Origin of the sequence: Synechococcus sp. CCY9202 (assembly GCF_034931685.1) — a bacterium.
In the GTDB taxonomy this organism is placed as follows: domain Bacteria; phylum Cyanobacteriota; class Cyanobacteriia; order PCC-6307; family Cyanobiaceae; genus CBW1002.
Genome location: NZ_JAYGID010000094.1, coordinates 1 through 17,368, shown reverse-complemented (window position 1 = coordinate 17,368; position 17,368 = coordinate 1). Strand labels below are relative to the sequence as shown.

Annotated in this window: 14 protein-coding genes; 11 read left to right on the top strand and 3 right to left on the bottom strand. The window is 67.6% G+C overall.

Translation table 11 applies throughout. The features are described from left to right. Window positions 1–721: 721 nt before the first annotated feature. A complete protein-coding gene (locus VB777_RS12175) occupies window positions 722–3,238 on the top strand; it encodes a PE family protein (RefSeq protein ID WP_323249256.1) in 2,517 nt (838 codons plus the stop codon). Between the two features lie 80 nt (window positions 3,239–3,318). On the opposite strand, the gene VB777_RS12170 is transcribed toward VB777_RS12175, so the two are convergent. From VB777_RS12170 to rimI, 3 genes are all read right to left on the bottom strand, one after another. Beyond that, window positions 3,319–4,530 (bottom strand): class I SAM-dependent methyltransferase, encoded by a 1,212-nt coding sequence (locus tag VB777_RS12170; protein WP_323249254.1) that lies wholly within the window; start codon window positions 4,528–4,530, stop codon window positions 3,319–3,321. 107 nt (window positions 4,531–4,637) lie between these two features. After that, window positions 4,638–7,223 (bottom strand): ATP-dependent Clp protease ATP-binding subunit, encoded by a 2,586-nt coding sequence (locus tag VB777_RS12165; protein WP_323249252.1) that lies wholly within the window; start codon window positions 7,221–7,223, stop codon window positions 4,638–4,640. Between the two features lie 260 nt (window positions 7,224–7,483). Beyond that, complete coding sequence (gene rimI / locus VB777_RS12160; RefSeq protein WP_323249250.1) at window positions 7,484–7,987, bottom strand: ribosomal protein S18-alanine N-acetyltransferase; 504 nt, start codon at window positions 7,985–7,987, stop codon at window positions 7,484–7,486. On the opposite strand from rimI, the gene lysA reads away from it, so the two are divergent. From lysA to VB777_RS17460, 10 genes are all read left to right on the top strand, one after another. Beyond that, window positions 7,986–9,443, top strand: coding sequence for a diaminopimelate decarboxylase (gene lysA, locus VB777_RS12155; protein WP_197154335.1), 1,458 nt, complete (start codon window positions 7,986–7,988; stop codon window positions 9,441–9,443). The genes rimI and lysA overlap by 2 nt on opposite strands. A 22-nt stretch (window positions 9,444–9,465) precedes the next feature. Then, complete coding sequence (locus VB777_RS12150) at window positions 9,466–10,278, top strand: diadenylate cyclase (RefSeq protein WP_323249246.1); 813 nt, start codon at window positions 9,466–9,468, stop codon at window positions 10,276–10,278. Further along, window positions 10,275–11,054: an isoprenyl transferase gene (locus tag VB777_RS12145; RefSeq protein WP_322757293.1), complete on the top strand. Its 780-nt coding sequence runs from the start codon at window positions 10,275–10,277 to the stop codon at window positions 11,052–11,054. Before VB777_RS12150 ends, VB777_RS12145 begins: the two co-directional genes overlap by 4 nt. Before the next feature lie 62 nt (window positions 11,055–11,116). Then, window positions 11,117–12,130, top strand: coding sequence for a biotin synthase BioB (gene bioB, locus VB777_RS12140; RefSeq protein WP_323249244.1), 1,014 nt, complete (start codon window positions 11,117–11,119; stop codon window positions 12,128–12,130). Beyond that, entirely contained in the window at window positions 12,123–13,106 is a 984-nt protein-coding gene (locus VB777_RS12135) for a rhodanese-related sulfurtransferase (protein WP_197169877.1), read from the top strand. Before bioB ends, VB777_RS12135 begins: the two co-directional genes overlap by 8 nt. Before the next feature lie 3 nt (window positions 13,107–13,109). Further along, a complete protein-coding gene (locus tag VB777_RS12130; RefSeq protein ID WP_323249241.1) occupies window positions 13,110–14,483 on the top strand; it encodes a DUF6880 family protein in 1,374 nt (457 codons plus the stop codon). Window positions 14,484–14,545: 62 nt separating this feature from the next. Beyond that, window positions 14,546–15,568, top strand: coding sequence for a DUF952 domain-containing protein (locus VB777_RS12125; RefSeq protein ID WP_323249239.1), 1,023 nt, complete (start codon window positions 14,546–14,548; stop codon window positions 15,566–15,568). Window positions 15,569–15,683: 115 nt separating this feature from the next. Continuing rightward, window positions 15,684–15,938: a FitA-like ribbon-helix-helix domain-containing protein gene (locus tag VB777_RS12120; protein ID WP_323249237.1), complete on the top strand. Its 255-nt coding sequence runs from the start codon at window positions 15,684–15,686 to the stop codon at window positions 15,936–15,938. A gap of 498 nt (window positions 15,939–16,436) precedes the next feature. Next, window positions 16,437–16,676, top strand: a complete 240-nt coding sequence (locus VB777_RS12115; RefSeq protein ID WP_323249235.1) for a DUF4351 domain-containing protein — start codon at window positions 16,437–16,439, stop codon at window positions 16,674–16,676. A gap of 134 nt (window positions 16,677–16,810) precedes the next feature. Then, the gene (locus tag VB777_RS17460; RefSeq protein WP_416238350.1) at window positions 16,811–17,173 is read left to right on the top strand and encodes a DUF2887 domain-containing protein; all 363 of its coding nucleotides are present in this window, start codon (window positions 16,811–16,813) and stop codon (window positions 17,171–17,173) included. The last annotated feature ends 195 nt before the right edge of the window (window positions 17,174–17,368 follow it).

The following is a 17,368-nucleotide window of genomic DNA, read 5'->3' as shown; positions in this document are numbered from 1 at the left end:
CGGCGGTGCCATGGCACCTGATGTTCCAGGGCCCGACCTGTTCACAGTCAACGATCCAAGCGCTGCAGGCTTCAGTCCGGCCACGAACGAGGATGCAGAAACAGGCGATCCGATCACAGGGCTTGTCGATCCTGATTGGGCATTTCAGTCGCCCAACGGCCTGAGCAAAGAGCTCAGGAAACAACTCAAGAAAACGCTTCAGCAGTATTCTTTTGAGCTTTCAATTGATGTCAACGGCATCACAATTCGCTCCGACGGAGATGTGGACGGCTCAAGACGTTATGATATCAAGGCAAACGTTGATGGCGACGCAACCCGTTTCATCGTAGATCAACGCATGACGTACACCAAGGCTCGCCCCCTTGGTGCCCCAGGGAAGAAATGGGTCGAGGTTGAGGCAGGCAAGCAGAATCCCAGCGACGTCGCTGTTGCCCTCAGCAGTCTTACCGGCGGGCTGACAGCTCGCAACACCCTCACAGCCCTGAAGCAAGCCTTCGACTGGCGTCGCATCAGTTCCGACGGTCCGACTAAAAACTACATTGCCTACGTGGATCAAGCCACCTGGGCTTCGATGCTTCCACTGTCGGATCTCACAACGAGTCAGACCGATTCCATCCTCAATAATGATACAGCGGCCCCCATTGCCGTCATGGTCTCCTTCGCTAAGGATGGAAGACTGAAGCAGGTTTCGACAGAAGCAGAGGATGTCGGATCCATTTCCTTGTCCGTCAGCAAATTCGACAGTGGTTTCGACCTGAACACACCTCGCAAGAAACAAACGGGCAGCATCAATTCGTCGACTGGGCGCTACTTGTTCGCTGATGGCGTTGACGGCACAGAAGCATCACCCATTGGCGAAGCTGCCGGCATCATCTATGGCGATGGTGGTGACGCCATTACCGGAGCTTTTGGTGGGAATGCCGGATGGATCGGCAACGGCGGCAATGGCGGTACCGGCGTTCTGGGCGGCATCGGAGGCAACGGCGGCAATGGAGGGTTGCTGCTGGGGAACGGCGGTAACGGCGGCCAGGGTGGTGATGGCCTCACGGGTTTCAGCGGTGACCAGGCGGCCTTGGCAGGTGAGCTGGGCGGTACCGGCGGGGAAGGCGGAACGGGCGCCAACGGTGGTCGAGGCGGCCAAGGCAGCCTGATCTTTGGTCTGGCGGGCCAAGGAGGTCTTGGTGGCGTTGGCGGCACAGGTGGTGAGGGAGGACGCGGCGCCGATGGAGCGGCATCCTTCATCGCCGGTGGCCAGGGCGGCAATGGCGGTGACGGTGGCCGCGGCGGTACCGGTGGTGGGGGCGGCCTGGGCGGAGACGGCGGCACAGCGCGCTATGTGTTTGCCTCGCTGGTGGGCGAGACCGGAGCCGGTGGCAACGGTGGCGCGGGCGGCACAGGCGGCGTGGCTGGCGATGGTGCCGCTGGCGCCGATGGTGATGCCTCCACCCTCCAGGGTGGCCGCGGCGGCGATGGTGGTAATGCAGGAGCAGGCGGTGCTGGAGGAGCGGCCGCCGCTGGAGGAGTGGCAGGCGCTGAGGGCCTGGCGGCCAGCTCCGGTGGCAACGGCGGCAATGGCGGCAACGGCTTCAGCCCAACGTCGGCTGGCGTTGCCGGTGGTAACGGCGGCAATGGCGGTAACGCCGGCTCCTACGGGAACGGTGGCAACGGCGGCAATGGCGGGGTTGGCGCCTCTGCAGACGCTGCAGCGGAGGGCAGCGATGGTGCTGCAGGCGGAGCTGGCGGCAGTGGCGGTGCCGGCGGCCTCGGCGGTCTGATCTCCGGTGATGGCGGCAACGGCGGCGCCGGCGGCAGCGGCGGCAATGGTGGTAGTGGCGGCGCAGGCCTTGCGGGAGCTGATGGCGTCACGGCCGGAGACAATGGGGCAGATGGCGGTGCGGGCGGCAATGGCGGCACCGGTGGTGCCGGTGGTCGTGGTGGTCTGGCCGGGTCGGCGCGCGTGATTGGCGGCGTGTCCGGTAGCAGTGGCAACGGTGGTGCCGGCGGCAACGGCGGCGATGGCGGTGCTGCCGGTGATGGTGGTGCCGGCGCCGCTGGCGATGCCACCACACCGAATGGCGGCAACGGAGGGAATGGCGGCATCGTCGGTGATGGCGGCGGGGCTGGCGCGGGCGGTGCTGCCGGTGGATCGGGTGCCAGCGCAGGATCAGCCGGTACCGCAGGCCTTGCCGCGACCTTCGGCGGTAACGGCGGCAATGGCGGCAACGGCTTCAGCCCAACGTCGGCTGGCGTTGCCGGTGGTAACGGCGGCAATGGCGGTAACACCGGCCTCGGCGGTCTGATCTCTGATGGCGGCAATGGCGGCAATGGCGGGGTTGGCGCCTCTGCAGACGCTGCAGCGGAGGGCAGCGATGGTGCTGCAGGCGGAGCTGGCGGCAGTGGCGGTGCCGGCGGCCTCGGCGGTCTGATCTCCGGTGATGGCGGCAACGGCGGCGCCGGCGGCAGCGGCGGCAATGGTGGTAGTGGCGGCGCAGGCCTTGCGGGAGCTGATGGCGTCACGGCCGGAGACAATGGGGCAGATGGCGGTGCGGGCGGCAATGGCGGCACCGGTGGTGCCGGTGGTCGTGGTGGTCTGGCCGGGTCGGCGCGCGTGATTGGCGGCGTGTCCGGTAGCAGTGGCAACGGTGGTGCCGGCGGCAACGGCGGCGATGGCGGTGCTGCCGGTGATGGTGGTGCCGGCGCCGCTGGCGATGCCACCACACCGAATGGCGGCAACGGAGGGAATGGCGGCATCGTCGGTGATGGCGGCGGGGCTGGCGCGGGCGGTGCTGCCGGTGGATCGGGTGCCAGCGCAGGATCAGCCGGTACCGCAGGCCTTGCCGCGACCTTCGGCGGTAACGGCGGCAATGGCGGCAACGGCTTCAGCCCAACGTCGGCTGGCGTTGCCGGTGGTAACGGCGGCAATGGCGGTAACACCGGCCTCGGCGGTCTGATCTCTGATGGCGGCAACGGCGGCAATGGCGGCAATGGCGGAACCGCAACCGGCTTCTTCAATGGCCCTGCCATTGGCGGCAGCGGCGGCAACGGCGGCGCCGGCGGCAACGGCGGAAACGGCGGAACCGGCGGAACCGCAACCGGCTTCTTCAATGGCCCTGCCATTGGCGGCAGCGGCGGAAACGGCGGCGCCGGCGGCAACGGCGGAAACGGCGGAAACGCAACCGCCCTCGGCGAGGGCCCTGCCACTGACGGCACTGCTGGCACAGCTGGCCAACCCTCCTGAGCACCGTTGGAAAGGCACCCCTACTGTCGGGAAGGCTGCACCCACAACGACGGGACCAACCGCGTCGCGGTGGGCCGAACCTACCGGCGAAACGCCAGCTCGAGCGTCAGAAAGTCGCGATTCACGAGCGATGCGAACAGCGAGTGCGCGGCCTGTTCGAGATCTGTCGCGCTCCGGCCGGCGTCAGCCACACCTGCCGCGACCGCGATGATCTCGGCGATCCTGCGGCGGCCGTCCACGAGCCGCACAAGAGCGAGCTGCTCGCCCGTCAGCGGAATTCGCCAGCCCGGACGCACAATCGTCTCGCCGTCGAGCCCGCAGCGATAGCGAAAGCAGGGCACCGCATCAAGCCACCGTTCACTCGCGGCATCGACCCGGTAGGTCTCCGGCAGCCGCTCCGGCCGGCAGGCGGTGAAGAAGTGACAGGCATTGCGGTGGTTGATTCGCTCCATCACCCCCCAACGCTGCTGCGGCGGCAAAGCCGCCACGGCATTGAGAAACGGGTTATCGGTTGTAGTGAGGGGCTCGTAAGACGACTTCATGAACCAGTCCTGAAACACCAGCCCCGCCGAGGCCACCAGCTCAAGGCAGTCGGCCACGCTGTAACTTCGGTCGCGGCCGTGCAGGAAGGTATCCACGAGGCCGGCATCAAAGGCGAGATCCGGGGCCACCGTCAGGTAGCTGCGCAGGGGATGGTCTTGGGGCAAACATGTGATCGCGGCCCGAACCAACGCCAGCGAGTCCTGATCCTGACGCAACCCCAGGTCACGAAAGACCCCCTGCAGCATCTCCACTCCGATCCGGCCGTAGCGGCCATACAGCATGATCGCCACCACGCCATCGGGGCGCAGGAGTTGCGCCAGGGCCTGCAAACCCGCCAGAGGATCGGCCAGGTGATGCAACACGCCGGTTGACACCACCAGATCAAAGTCCTGCTGGAGAGTCTGCACCTCTTCAATTGGCAGATGCTGCAGCGTGAGATTGTTGAGGCCGTATTTCCGCTTCAGCACGGCGTGGTGATCCAGCGATGCCTGGCTCACATCAATGGCCACCACACAGGCCGACGGATTGGTGTAGGCAAACACCGCCGCCTGATTCGTTCCGCAACCCGCAATCAGGATGTCCAGTCCTGGTCTGTAGTCGCGATCCGGCCAGAACAGCCGATGGGCATGGCTGGGATCGAACCACTGCCAGTTCGAGGCCAGCCATGCCGGCAGGTCATGGATCGGTTCCGGGTAGATCCATGCCTCATATTGACCGGCAACCTGATCAGAAAGCGGATGGCCCGTCATCGGTGTTCACTGGCTTGCGATCAGTCTCTCGCGCTCCATGAAAAAAGCCCGGCGTTGAGACCGGGCTTGATGATTGGATGGTTTGAAGATCTTCTTGCTAGTTGGATTCAGCCAGCTACACCAGCCAGCGCAGGCATGGCGGCCTCGCTGTCGATGCCCTGCTTGCGGATCACCACCTGCTTGTCGTCGTTCACATCGACCACGGCGGTATCGCCTTCGCCGATGCGGCCGGAGAGGAATTCCTCGGCCAGGGAATCCTCGAGCAGGCGCATCACGGCACGGCGCAGGGGCCGGGCGCCGTAGCTGGGGTTGTAGCCCTCTTCCACGAGACGCTCCTTAAAGGCGTCGGTGACCGAAAGTTCGATCCCTTTCTCGCGCATGCGGCCGAACACCTCCTTGAGCAGGATTTCGGCGATTTCCTTCACCTCATCGCGGCTGAGCTGACGGAAGACGATGATCTCGTCGAGACGGTTGAGGAACTCAGGCCGGAAGTACTGCTTGAGTTCCTCGTTGACCAGCATGCGGATGCGGTTGTACTGGGTTTCCTCCACATCACCGCCACCGAACTCGAAACCGAGTCCGCCGCCGCCCTTCTCGATCACCTTCGAACCGATGTTCGAGGTCATGATGATCAGGGTGTTCTTGAAATCGACCGTGCGGCCCTTGGAATCGGTCAGACGACCGTCTTCCAGCAGCTGCAGCAGCAGATTGAACACATCTGGGTGGGCCTTCTCGATCTCGTCGAACAGCACCACGGTGTAGGGCCGCCGGCGCACCGCTTCGGTGAGCTGCCCGCCTTCGTTGAAGCCCACGTAGCCCGGAGGTGAGCCGATCAGCTTGCTGACCGTGTGGCGCTCCATGAACTCCGACATGTCGAGGCGGATCATGGCGTCTTCGCTGCCGAAGAAATAAGCCGCCAATGACTTGGTGAGCTCGGTCTTGCCGACACCGGTGGGGCCGGAGAAGATGAAGCTGGCGATCGGACGGTTGGGATTCTTGAGGCCAACCCGAGCCCGGCGGATCGCCTTCGAGACGGCCTTCACCGCTTCGTCCTGACCGATCAGGCGCTGATGGAGGGTCTCTTCCATGTTGAGCAGCTTCACCGATTCGCTCTCGGTGAGCTTCTGCACCGGCACACCGGTCCAGGAGGCCACGATCTGGGCGATATCTTCCTCAGTGACCAGGGGATGGCGTTCCCCGTCAGTGCCGGCCACTTCGGATCTGCCGGCTTCGCTGGAGGCGACCGCAACGGCGACACCACCAGCTTCAGCGGCCTCTGCGGCACCAGCCTCAGCGGTGGGTTCCTCGTCCTTGCGGGCCTGCAGGATCGTGCGGATCTGCTCGCGCAGCTCCACTTCCTTATCGCGCAGTTCACCGGCCTTGGTGTAATCCTGCTCGCGCACCGCGTCTTCCTTGTCTTTCTGCACAGCCCGGAGCTGCTTATCCACCTCCTTGGCGGCGGGGGGCAGCTTGGAGTTGAGCAGGCGCACGCGGCTGCCGGCTTCATCGATCAGGTCGATCGCCTTATCGGGCAGGAAGCGATCGGAGATGTAGCGATCGCCGAGGGTGGCGGCGGCCACGAGGGCCTCATCGGAGATCTTGAGGCGGTGATGCTGCTCATAGCGCTCCCGCAGGCCGCGCAGGATCTCGATCGTGTCGACCACGGAGGGCTCGCCCACCATGACCGGCTGGAAGCGGCGCTCCAGGGCCGCATCCCGCTCGATGTGCTTGCGGTATTCATCCAGGGTGGTGGCACCGATGCACTGCAGCTCACCGCGAGCCAGGGCCGGCTTGAGAATGTTGGCGGCATCGATGGCGCCCTCGGCCGCACCGGCACCGATCAGGGTGTGGACTTCGTCGATCACCAGGATCACGTTGCCGGCACCCCGGATCTCCTCCATGATCTTCTTGAGGCGCTCCTCGAATTCGCCCCGGTACTTGGTGCCGGCCACCAACAGGCCGATATCGAGGGTGAGAACGCGCTTGTCTTCCAGGATGTCCGGCACATCGCCGGTGACGATGCGCTGGGCCAGACCTTCGGCAATGGCGGTTTTACCGACACCGGGCTCGCCGATCAGCACCGGGTTGTTCTTGGTGCGACGGCCGAGGATCTGGATCACCCGCTCGATCTCGTGCTGGCGACCCACCACCGGATCGAGCTTGCCTTCAGCGGCCTGCTGGGTGAGGTTGGAACCGAATTCATCGAGGGTGGGGGTCTTGGTGGAGCCCTTGCCACCACTGCCGGCCGCCACTTCGGCGGTTTCGCCGAGCATGCGGATCACCTGGGTGCGCACCTTGGCCAGGTCGACGCCGAGGTTCTCCAGCACCCGCGCGGCGACACCTTCGCCTTCGCGGATCAGTCCGAGCAACAGATGCTCGGTGCCGATGTAGTTGTGACCCAACTGGCGGGCCTCCTCCAGGGAGAGCTCCAGCACCCGCTTGGCCCGGGGGGTGAAGGGGATCTCCACCGCCACGAAGCCGGAGCCGCGGCCGATGATCTTCTCCACTTCCACCCGGGCATCCTTGAGGTTGACCCCCATGGACTTGAGCACCTTGGCGGCCACACCGGTGCCCTCACCGATCAGGCCCAGCAGGATCTGTTCGGTGCCCACGAAGTTGTGACCCAGGCGTCTGGCCTCTTCCTGGGCCAGCATGATCACCTTGATGGCCTTCTCGGTAAACCGCTCGAACATGGGGCGGGGCCTGCTGCACGTCTCACTAACCTATCAGGGGTGAGCGGAGAGTGCGGTGTTGCTGTGCCAGCGCGGCAGATCGCTGTTGCCTCAAGGCTTCAGGCCTGTTCAAGACATAAGACAACCAGCACGATCTGACGGGCTTCGCAACAAGAAACGCCGGTAAACCGAACCGCTGGATCGGTGATCGGTTCGGGCGCCACCAGGGGTGGTCGATGCGCAGGCGAAGGGCGTGCTGCCCGCGGGCCGCGAGGACGCGTTCAGCTCCGAAGGTCGAGCCATTGGATCAGGGCGTCCTCGCCGCTGCGGTAATAACCACGACGGATGCCGGCATCGCGGAAGCCGAAGCGGGCGTAGAGCCCCCGCGCAGCGCCGTTGCCCGTCGCCACCTCAAGGGTGGCCCGGCTCGCGGCTCGTCCCCGGGCCTCCGCCAGCAGCGCGGCCAGCACCTGCTGCCCCAGGCCGAGGCGGCGCCACTGCGGATCCACCGCCACCACCGTGATGTGCAGCTCATCGAGGATCAGCCAGCCGCAGGCCATCGCCACCAGCGCCTCCCCCTGCCAGAGCCCCACACCCGGCCGGGAGGCTTCCTGCAACTCGGGGCGCCACTGGCTCTCCGTCCAGAGGCCCCCCAGGGCCTGCTGATCGAGCTGCAGGCAGGCGGCCAGATCAGAGAGGCTCAGCGGAGCCGGACCCGTCACCATCCCGACGGCTTCCGTACATTCACTGCACATCGTTTCCTCGCCGCCCGGGACCCGCGCCATGGTGTTGACAGCTTCCCAGCAGAGCGCCGGCCCGGAGGCGGCCGCGGCGGGCTCGGCGGCCGCAACGCCCCAGCCCTACGAGGCCGGACGCGATCTGACCAGCCCCAACCGCAACCTCACGCCCCTCACCACCGAACGGGACGGCGAAGGGCGGCTGCAGGTGGGAGGCTGCGGCCTGAGCGACCTGGCCCGCACCTACGGCACGCCGCTGTATGTGCTGGATGAGGCGACACTGCGGGCCACCTGCCGCGCCTACCGCGACGCCCTGGCGGTGCATTACCCCGGTTCGGCTCTGGCGCTCTATGCCTCCAAGGCGAACAGCTCCCTGGCGATCACGGCCCTGGTGGCGACCGAGGGGCTGGGGCTGGATGCGGTGTCGGCCGGCGAACTGCTCACGGCGCTGCAGGGCGGCATGCCCAGCGATCGGATCGTGCTGCACGGCAACAACAAGTCGAAGGAGGAGCTGGAACTGGCCGTGAGCCGCGGCATCACCGTGGTGGTGGACAACTGGCTCGACCTGGAGCTGCTGGCCGAGCTGGCACCGGCCCAGGGGCAACCGGTGCGGCTGATGCTGCGCTTCACCCCGGGCATCGAGTGCCACACCCACGAGTACATCCGCACCGGCCACCTCGACAGCAAGTTCGGCTTCGATCCCGACCAGCTTGAAACGGTGCTGCGCCATCTCAAAGGTTGTCCCTGGGCCGAGCTCACCGGCCTGCATGCCCACATCGGCTCCCAGATCTTCGAACTGCAACCCCACCGGGACCTGGCGGGCGTGATGGCCGATGCCCTGGCCCTGGCCCGCTCCCTGGGCCACCCGGTGCAGGACCTGAACGTGGGCGGCGGCCTCGGCATCCGCTATGTGGCCTCGGATGATCCGCCGAGCATCGAGGAATGGGTGCGCGGCGTGGCGGTGGCGGTGGCCGAGGCCTGCCGCGAACGGAACCTGGAGCTGCCGCGGCTGCTGTGCGAACCGGGCCGCTCCCTGGTGGCCACCGCCGGCGTGACCCTCTACACGGTGGGCAGCCGCAAGGACATCCCCGGCATCCGCACCTATCTCTCGGTGGATGGCGGCATGAGCGACAACCCGCGGCCGATCACCTATCAATCGCAGTACACCGCCGTGCTGGCCGATCGCCCCCACGCAGGTCTGCCCGGCGGGGAGTCTCCTGAAGATCAGCCGCTCGAAACGGTCACCGTGGCGGGCAAGCACTGCGAATCGGGCGATGTGCTGCTCAAGGACATCGCCCTGCCGCCGGCCGGCCGGGGCGACGTGCTGGCGGTGTTCTCCACCGGCGCCTACAACGCCTCGATGGGTTCCAATTACAACCGCATTCCCCGACCGGCGGCGGTGCTGGTCCACGAGGGGATGGCGGAGCTGGTGCAACGGCGCGAACAGCCGGAAGACCTTCTGCGCTACGACGTGCTGCCAGCCAGGCTCCTGCCGGTACCCTGAGTCTCAGGAATCGCCCCTGCATGTGGCCTGGCTGAGGCTCGTCGATCCCCGCCTGCTGCTCGACCTGCTGTTCGCCACCGGTCTGGGAGTTGTGGTGCTCGGCCGGGTCACCGAATCCCGCACGCTGTGGCTGCTGCGGGGCTACCTGTTTCTGGTGGCGCTGGCCTGGGTGGTGCAGCGCTACGCCAACCTGCCGCTCACCACCAAGCTGGTGGATGCCCTGGTGCTGGCCTGCAGCCTGGCCCTGGCGATCCTGTGGCAAGGGGAGCTGCGCCGCCTGATGGAACTGCTCGGCACCGGACGGCTGGACGTGCTGTTCGGCAACAGCGGCCGCGATGGCCTGGCCTCCGGCTCGGTGGCGGTGCTGAGCGAGGCGGCCGGGCGCCTCTCCCAGAGCCGCAGGGGGGCGCTGGTGCTGGTGGATCTGGGCAGCGACCTGCGCCCCGAGGATTTTCTCAATCCCGGCATCCCGCTGGATGCGCAGCTGTCGGTGGATCTGCTGCTCAACCTGTTCGCGGCCGATACCCCTCTGCACGACGGGGCCGTGCTGGTGCGGGCCAACCGGATCATGGCGGCGGGGGTGATCCTGCCGCTGTCGCGCCAGGGCAGCAACCGCTACGGCACCCGTCACCTGGCAGCCCTGGGCATCACCGAGCGCTTCGATCGCTGCCTCTGCATCGTGGTGTCCGAGGAAACAGGCACCTTGTCGCTGGCCTGCCAGGGGCGGCTGGAGCGGCCGATCACCAGCAGCCGCCTGCACGACCTGCTCAGCGATGCCCTGGCTTCATCGACGGGACGTAGCGTGGCGAAGGACACGTCGGATTCCCGCGGATGAGTCGCGCCCTGGCGACCACCACCCCCCACTCCCACGTGTCGCCATTGCCGGCGGCTCTCGATCCCGATCGCCTGCCCACCCATGTGGCGGTGATCATGGATGGCAACGGCCGCTGGGCGCGGCAGCGCGGCCTGCCGCGGGTGATGGGGCACCGGGCCGGAGTGGAATCCCTCAAGCGCACCCTGCGCCTCTGCAGCGACTGGGGCATCGGCGCATTGACGGCCTATGCCTTCTCCACCGAGAACTGGAACCGGCCGGGGGAGGAGGTCAGCTTCCTGATGGCCCTGTTCGAGAAGGTGCTGGTGCGGGAACTGGAGGGGCTGGAGCGGGAGCAGGTGCGGATTCGCTTCCTGGGCGACCTGGAGCCCCTGCCGGAGGGGCTGCGGCAACGGATCGCCGAAGCCACCGAGCGCACGGCGGGCAACAGCGGCATTCATTTCAACGTCTGCACCAACTACGGCGGCCGCAACGAGCTGGTGCGGGCGGCGCGCCAGCTGGCCCAGCGGGTGGCGGAGGGCACGCTCGATCCCGAGGCGATCGATGAAGCCCGCTTCGCCGCTGAGCTGCACACCGCCGGCGAACCGGATCCGGATCTGCTGATCCGCACCAGCGGCGAGCAGCGGCTGAGCAACTTCCTGCTCTGGCAGCTGGCCTACGCCGAGCTCCACATCACCGATGTGCTCTGGCCCGATTTCGATCAGGAGGCGCTGCTGCGCGCTCTGCTGGACTACCAGGGCCGGCAGCGCCGTTTCGGCGGCGTGGCCCCCGCGGCCTGAAGCCCAGAGGCCACAAGCCCAACAGCCTGTACGCCGATCCCAACGCCCCACCTGAAGCCCCTGTGATCACCCGCCACGACTGGAGCCACGCCGAGATCCAGACGCTGCTGTGCCTGCCGTTGATGGATCTGCTCTGGCAGGCCCAGCAGGTGCACCGGGCCGCCAATCCGGGCTACACGGTGCAACTGGCCTCGCTGTTGAGCGTCAAGACCGGCGGCTGCGAGGAAGACTGCGCCTATTGCCCCCAGTCGATGCACCACAGCGCCGATGTGGCCGGCCGGCCAGAGCTGGAGGTGGCGCCGGTGCTGGAGCGGGCCCGGGCGGCGAAGGCGGCCGGCACCAACCGCTTCTGCATGGGCTGGGCCTGGCGGGAGATCCGCGACGGAGCGCCGTTCGAGGCGATGCTGGCGATGGTGAAAGGGGTGCGGGAGCTGGGCCTGGAGGCCTGCGTGACCGCCGGCATGCTCACCGATCAGCAGGCCGCTCGCCTGGCAGAGGCGGGCCTCACCGCCTACAACCACAACCTCGACACCAGCCCGGAGCACTACGGCCGGATCATCACCACCCGCACCTATCAGGAGCGGCTGGAGACCCTGCAGCGGGTGCGCCGAGCCGGCGTGACCCTGTGCTGTGGCGGCATCATCGGCATGGGCGAAACACCAGCGGATCGCGCCGGCCTGCTGCAGGTGCTGGCCAGCCTCGATCCCCATCCCGAGAGCGTGCCGATCAATGCCCTGGTGGCGGTGGAGGGCACGCCGCTGCAGGAGCAGCCGGCGGTGGATCCGCTGGAACTGGTGCGGATGGTGGCGGTGGCACGGATCCTGATGCCCCACAGCCGGGTGCGGCTGAGTGCCGGCCGCGAGCAGATGAACCGCGAAGCCCAGATCCTCTGCCTGCTGGCGGGCGCCGATTCGATCTTCTACGGCGACACCCTGCTCACCACCGGCAACCCGGATGTGGCCGCAGACCAGGCCCTGCTGGCGGCAGCGGGGGTGCGGGTGGAAACCGCAGGGGCGCCGCCTGGCACTGGCAAGGCCTGTGCCGCATCACCGGCCCCGGCTGTCGCCCATGCCTGACGCGCCAGCCCCAGCCGAAACCTCTGCCGCCACCGAGGTGCTGGTGGCGGCGTTCTATCGCTTCGCTGTCCTGGCTGCGGACGACCTGCCGGATCTGCAGCAACGCTGGCGGGCCGTGGGCGAGGCCGGCGGCGTGAAAGGGAGCCTGCTGCTGGCCACGGAAGGGGTGAACGGCACGGTGAGCGGCCCCAGCTCAGGCGTGGAGGCCTTGCTGGCGGCCCTGCAGAGCGATCCACGGCTGGCCGAGCTGACGGTGAAGCGCAGCACGGCGCCGCGACAGGCCTTCCGGCGCTGGAAGGTGCGGATCAAGCGGGAGATCGTGAGCCTGGGTTGCCCCACGGTGCAGCTGGACGCCACACCCGTGGGCACCTATGTGGATCCGCAGGAATGGAACGCCCTGATCCGCGATCCCGACACCCTGGTGATCGATACCCGCAATGACTACGAGGTGGCGATCGGCAGCTTCGAGGGAGCGATCGATCCCGGCACCGGCAGCTTCCGGGAGTTTCCCCGGTGGGTGGAGCAGGAGCTGAGGCCCCTGGTGGCCGAGCGGCAGCCGAAGCAGCTGGCGTTGTTCTGCACCGGAGGCATCCGCTGCGAGAAGGCCACCGCCTACCTGCTCCAGCAGGGTTTCGAGGGGGTGCATCACCTGCAGGGCGGCATTCTGCGGTATCTCGAGGAGATTCCCGAGCAGGCGAGCCGCTGGCAGGGCGAATGCTTCGTGTTCGACCAGCGGGTGGCGGTGAACCACCGCCTGGAGCCCGGCGAACACAGCCTCTGCCACGCCTGCGGCCTGCCGCTCTCGCCGGCCGATCGAGCCCTGCCCAGCTACGTGGACGGGGTGAGCTGCCGCCACTGCCTGAGCCGCTACAGCGACGCCGACCGCGCCCGCTTCGCCGAGCGCCAACGGCAGATCGAGCGGGCCGCCGCGTGCGGTGCCAGCCACCTGGGCCCCGGCGCCGACCCACCAACCTGATCCGTGCCCGCTGCCCGCACCACCCTCAACGCCCGCAACCTCGAGGCCCTCGGGGCGGCCCGCCTGGCGGAGCTGCTGCTGGAGCTGAGCCAGGGCAATGCGGCGGCCAAGCGCCGGCTGCGGCTGGCGCTGGCGGAAGGGCGCAGCGCCGAGGAGGCGGCGCAGGAGGTGCGCAAGCGCCTGCGCACGATCGACCAGGCCAGCACGTTTCTCGATGCGGCCAAACGTCGAACCCTGCTCACCGAGCTGGAGGGGCACCTGGCCACGGTCACCGGATCGATCCGCACGGAGGCACCGGCCATTGCCCACGAGCTGCACTGGCAGTTGCTGGAGCTCTCGGAGGGCCTCTTCGATCGCAGCCACGACGGCAGCGGCAGCCTCAGCGGCTTCTTCCAGCGGGTGCTCGAGGCCCTGCCGGCCACGATGGTGGCGGCCCGGCCGGCGCCGGAGGCGGCGGCGGAACGGATCGCCGAGGCGCTGATGGAATGCAACGGCTACCGCCAGCTGGATCGGCTGGTGGGGCTGCTGGCGGAGCCGCTGGGGCGGGAGGGGCTGGAGGCCCTGCGGGGGGAATTCCGTGCCCGCGGCACGCCGGAGCGTTCTGCGGTGATGCTGGCGATCGCCGATGCGATGGGCGATGTGGACGCCTTCGCCGGCAGCTTCAGCGCGGAGGATCTGCGGCGCCCGTCGGTGGCGGCGGCGGTGGCGGAGCGGCTGCTGGCGGCGGGCCGGGCCGAGGAGGCCCTGGCGACGCTGGAGGGGGTGGACGAGGAGGGGCTGCAGTGGCTGGGGGCGGTGGTGCGACGGCCGCGGATCGAGGCGCTTGAGGCCCTGGGCCGCCGCCAGGAGGCCCAGGGGGAGCGCTGGCAAGGGTTTCTGGAGGATCTCGATGCCGGCCTGCTGCGCGAGTACCTCCGCCGGCTCGATGATTTCGAGGATGTGCAGGCCGAGGAGGAGGCTCTCGATCGGGCGCTGGCCCACGAAGACCCCGCCGAAGCCCTGGATTTCCTGCTGGCCTGGCCGGATCTGCGCCGGGCGGCGGAGCTGGTGCTGCGCCAGCCCCACCGCTGGAATGGGGAGGCCTACGGGCTTTACGGTCCGGCGGCTGAGCAGCTGGAGGCCGGCCATCCGCTGGCCGCCACCGTGCTGCTGCGCGCGATGGTGAGCTTCGCCCTGGAACACTCCCGCCCGAAGCGCTACCCCTACGCGGCCCAGCACCTGCTGCGCTGCGCCCAACTCGCGCAGCGCATCGAGCACTGGCACGACCTACCCACCCACCAGGAGTTCGAAGACGACCTGCGGGTGCGCTTCTGGCGGCGGATCGGCTTCTGGCAGGAGGTGGATGGTCTTCAGATGCCGCCCCATGGGCCAGGCTGATGGGCATGGGCGCCAGCGTTGGAAGAAACGGGCCATTGACGACAGCGCCGATCGCATGTCCGATGCCGGTGCTCTACAGCTTCCGCCGCTGCCCCTACGCCATCCGCGCCCGGCTGGCCCTGGCCGCCGCCGGCTTTGCGCCGGGACCAAACCTGGAGCTGCGGGAGGTGAGCCTGCGGGCCAAGCCGCCCGAGCTGCTGGAGGCCTCAGCCAAGGGCACGGTGCCGGTGCTGGTGGTGCCCGGAAAACGAACCGGGTCCGGCAAGGAAAACGGTTCCTCCTCCGAAGAGACGAAGCCTGCGCAGGTGCTGGAGGAAAGCCTGGAGATCATGCGGTGGGCCCTGGAGCACCGCGACCCGCAGGGCTGGTGGGTCGGCAGGAGCCCAGCGGCACTGGCGGAGATCACGGCGAGGATCGCCGAAAACGACGGACCCTTCAAACACCACCTGGATCGCTTCAAGTACGCCGCCCGCCATGGTGCCGCGGGGGAGCAGGAGCGGCCGATGCACCGGGCCGCCGCCCTGGCGATTCTGGGGCGCTGGAACGAACGGCTGGCGAGAACACCGGAGGGCTGGCTGCTGGGTTCGCGCCCTTCCCTGGCGGACTGGGCCCTGTTGCCCTTCGTGCGCCAGTTCCGGCTGGCGGATCCAGCGGGCTTCGATGCCGAACCGGGCCTGGAGCCGCTGCAGGCCTGGCTGTCGCGTTTCCTTGAGAGCAAGGAACTGGCAACGGTGATGGCGCAACCCTGGACCCAGCCCCAGCCGTGGCGATCAGGAGGCTGGATCTATCACCTCGCTCTGGAAAGCGACTGGCAGCAGGCAAAACGGCAGTGCTTTTACGACCGCTCCACCCGCGCGGCAAGCCTGGCGGAGGTGGGCTTCATCCACTGCTGCACGGCCGAGCAGCTCGAGGGGGTGCGGCAACGGTTCTATGCCGATCTGGCCGATCAGCCTGGGGCCCTGCGGCTGCTGGTGATCGACCCACAGCGCCTCAAAGCCGAGGTGCGCTGGGAGCTGGTGCCAGAGGTGGGGGAGGTGTTTCCCCATGTGATGGGCGTGATCGGACTGGAGGCCGTTGTGACCTGAGAAAAAAGGGGGATGCTGAGTACAGCAGGTCACCAACAAACAGAACAACAACCCGTTAAACGCTCGTAGCGGTCAGCCTTACTAGCGTGATAGCAGAGGCTCTGGAGTTCGTGGGATGGCGCAGTTGCTGGTCCGCAATCTGGAGTTATCGGTGATGGAGGCCCTGCAGCGCCGGGCTCAGCGCCATGGCCGCAGCATGGAGGAGGAGGTGAGGTTGATTCTGCGGCAGGCGGCGGAAGCGGAGCAGCACCCGCCCGAGGGCGTTGGCCTGGGATCGCAGATCGCCGCCTTGTTTGCGGCCAGCGGCCTGGAGGAGCCTTTTGCAGAGTGGCAGGGCCACGAGGCCGCACCCGTGGCCTTCGAGGCGTGATCCTGCTCGATACCAGTGTGATCTCGGCTCTGATGCAAAGCAGACCCGATCCAACGGTGGTGAGTTGGTTGGATGAGCTGAGAGCCCAGGATGTCTGGCTGCCCAGTGTGGTGGTGTTCGAATTGCGCTAGGCGTGGCCGCTCTACCGGATGGGCAGCGGCGTCGCGGCCTCCACAAAGGCCTTGAGCAGTTATTGGAACAGCTCATCCAGGAGCGCATTGCACCCCTGGATGGCCTGGCTGCAAGCAGGGCTGCGGCACTGGCCGCCGAGCGGAAGGCAAGGGGGCGCCCTGTAGACCTCCGCGACACCTTGATCGCAGGCATTGCCCTGCACGGGGTGCTCGCCTCGCTACCCGTCACACACGCCATTTCAGCGACACCACCATCGGCCTGATCAATCCTTTTGCACGGTGATGATTAGGTAGGTGCTCGATGGCGCATTCTGGAGCTCCTCGGTGATCCACCTCTCCAGGCCAGGGGCGACCCCCAGCACTGGCCGTGGCTGCAGCGGCTGCTCGCCCTGCTGGTGGCTCCCGAGCTCCAGCTCCGCCAGGCGATCGAGGGTCTGCGGGAGTGGGTGAGCGGCAGACCGGAAGAAGCCGAGCTGCTCCAGCTGATCCCGAGACCAGTGCCCGCATCCAGGCCCTGCCGCTGGAGCGCCTGGATGCCCTCGCAGAAGCCCTGCTCGACTTCAACAGCCCGCAGGACCTGCACAGCTGGCTGCAGCAGCACGACTGAGACAAGGGGCCACTTCCACCAGATCCCGCACGGTCTGCATCTGCAGCCCCTACCCCAGCTACCTTCCAGCCAGCGTCAGCTCCGCTTGAACACCGACCGCGTGGACTTACCGCGTCTTCCAGAGCGCCCCCGACCTGATCCGCTCACTCCTGCCCCGCCGTGGGGCTGATACCGCCAGCGGCAGCAGCACCAGCGATCTCGGCCTCGCCCCCTCGGCGCCCGGCGACCGCCTCTATCGCTTCTCAGCGCTCGAAATCAAGGAGCTCAGCCACCGGCTCGATGGCGTGCTCTGGCCCCGCGAGGCCACTGGCTGCGCCGAAACCGGCAGCGAGGAGTTTCCGGTGGTGCTGCTGGAGGTGCAGATGCAGACAACCTGCTCACCCTGCCGGTGCGGCCTGAGGGCGAACTGGGCGCCAGCAGCCGTCAGATCCTGGCCAGCCGTCCGGACCTGGTCACGGTTGTGCTGCCTATGCTGGTGTAACGGTTTCCACAGCTGAGCGAGGAGCAGATCATGGTGATCGCCGGCATCCCCCGCGAGGAGATCCGCCACACCCGCGCCGTACAGGGCCGCGTCCCTTTGCGTGGTGTAAAACCCGGGGCCCGAATGCCCTGATCAGAGGGTGAACAGGGTGGAATGACGGGCTGTCATTCCGGAGGTGCAGATGCGCCTCTTGCAGCCACGATGAATCGAG

What these genes read in the sequence shown, in the direction of transcription:
- VB777_RS12170 (WP_323249254.1), bottom strand. Translation starts at nt 4,530, where the DNA reads ATGACGGGCCATCCGCTTTCTGATCAGGTTGCCGGTCAATATGAGGCA.
- VB777_RS12165 (WP_323249252.1), bottom strand. Translation starts at nt 7,223, where the DNA reads ATGTTCGAGCGGTTTACCGAGAAGGCCATCAAGGTGATCATGCTGGCC.
- lysA (WP_197154335.1), top strand. Translation starts at nt 7,986, where the DNA reads ATGGTGTTGACAGCTTCCCAGCAGAGCGCCGGCCCGGAGGCGGCCGCG.
- rimI (WP_323249250.1), bottom strand. Translation starts at nt 7,987, where the DNA reads ATGGCGCGGGTCCCGGGCGGCGAGGAAACGATGTGCAGTGAATGTACG.
- VB777_RS12145 (WP_322757293.1), top strand. Translation starts at nt 10,275, where the DNA reads ATGAGTCGCGCCCTGGCGACCACCACCCCCCACTCCCACGTGTCGCCA.
- VB777_RS12135 (WP_197169877.1), top strand. Translation starts at nt 12,123, where the DNA reads ATGCCTGACGCGCCAGCCCCAGCCGAAACCTCTGCCGCCACCGAGGTG.
- VB777_RS12125 (WP_323249239.1), top strand. Translation starts at nt 14,546, where the DNA reads ATGCCGGTGCTCTACAGCTTCCGCCGCTGCCCCTACGCCATCCGCGCC.
- VB777_RS12120 (WP_323249237.1), top strand. Translation starts at nt 15,684, where the DNA reads ATGGCGCAGTTGCTGGTCCGCAATCTGGAGTTATCGGTGATGGAGGCC.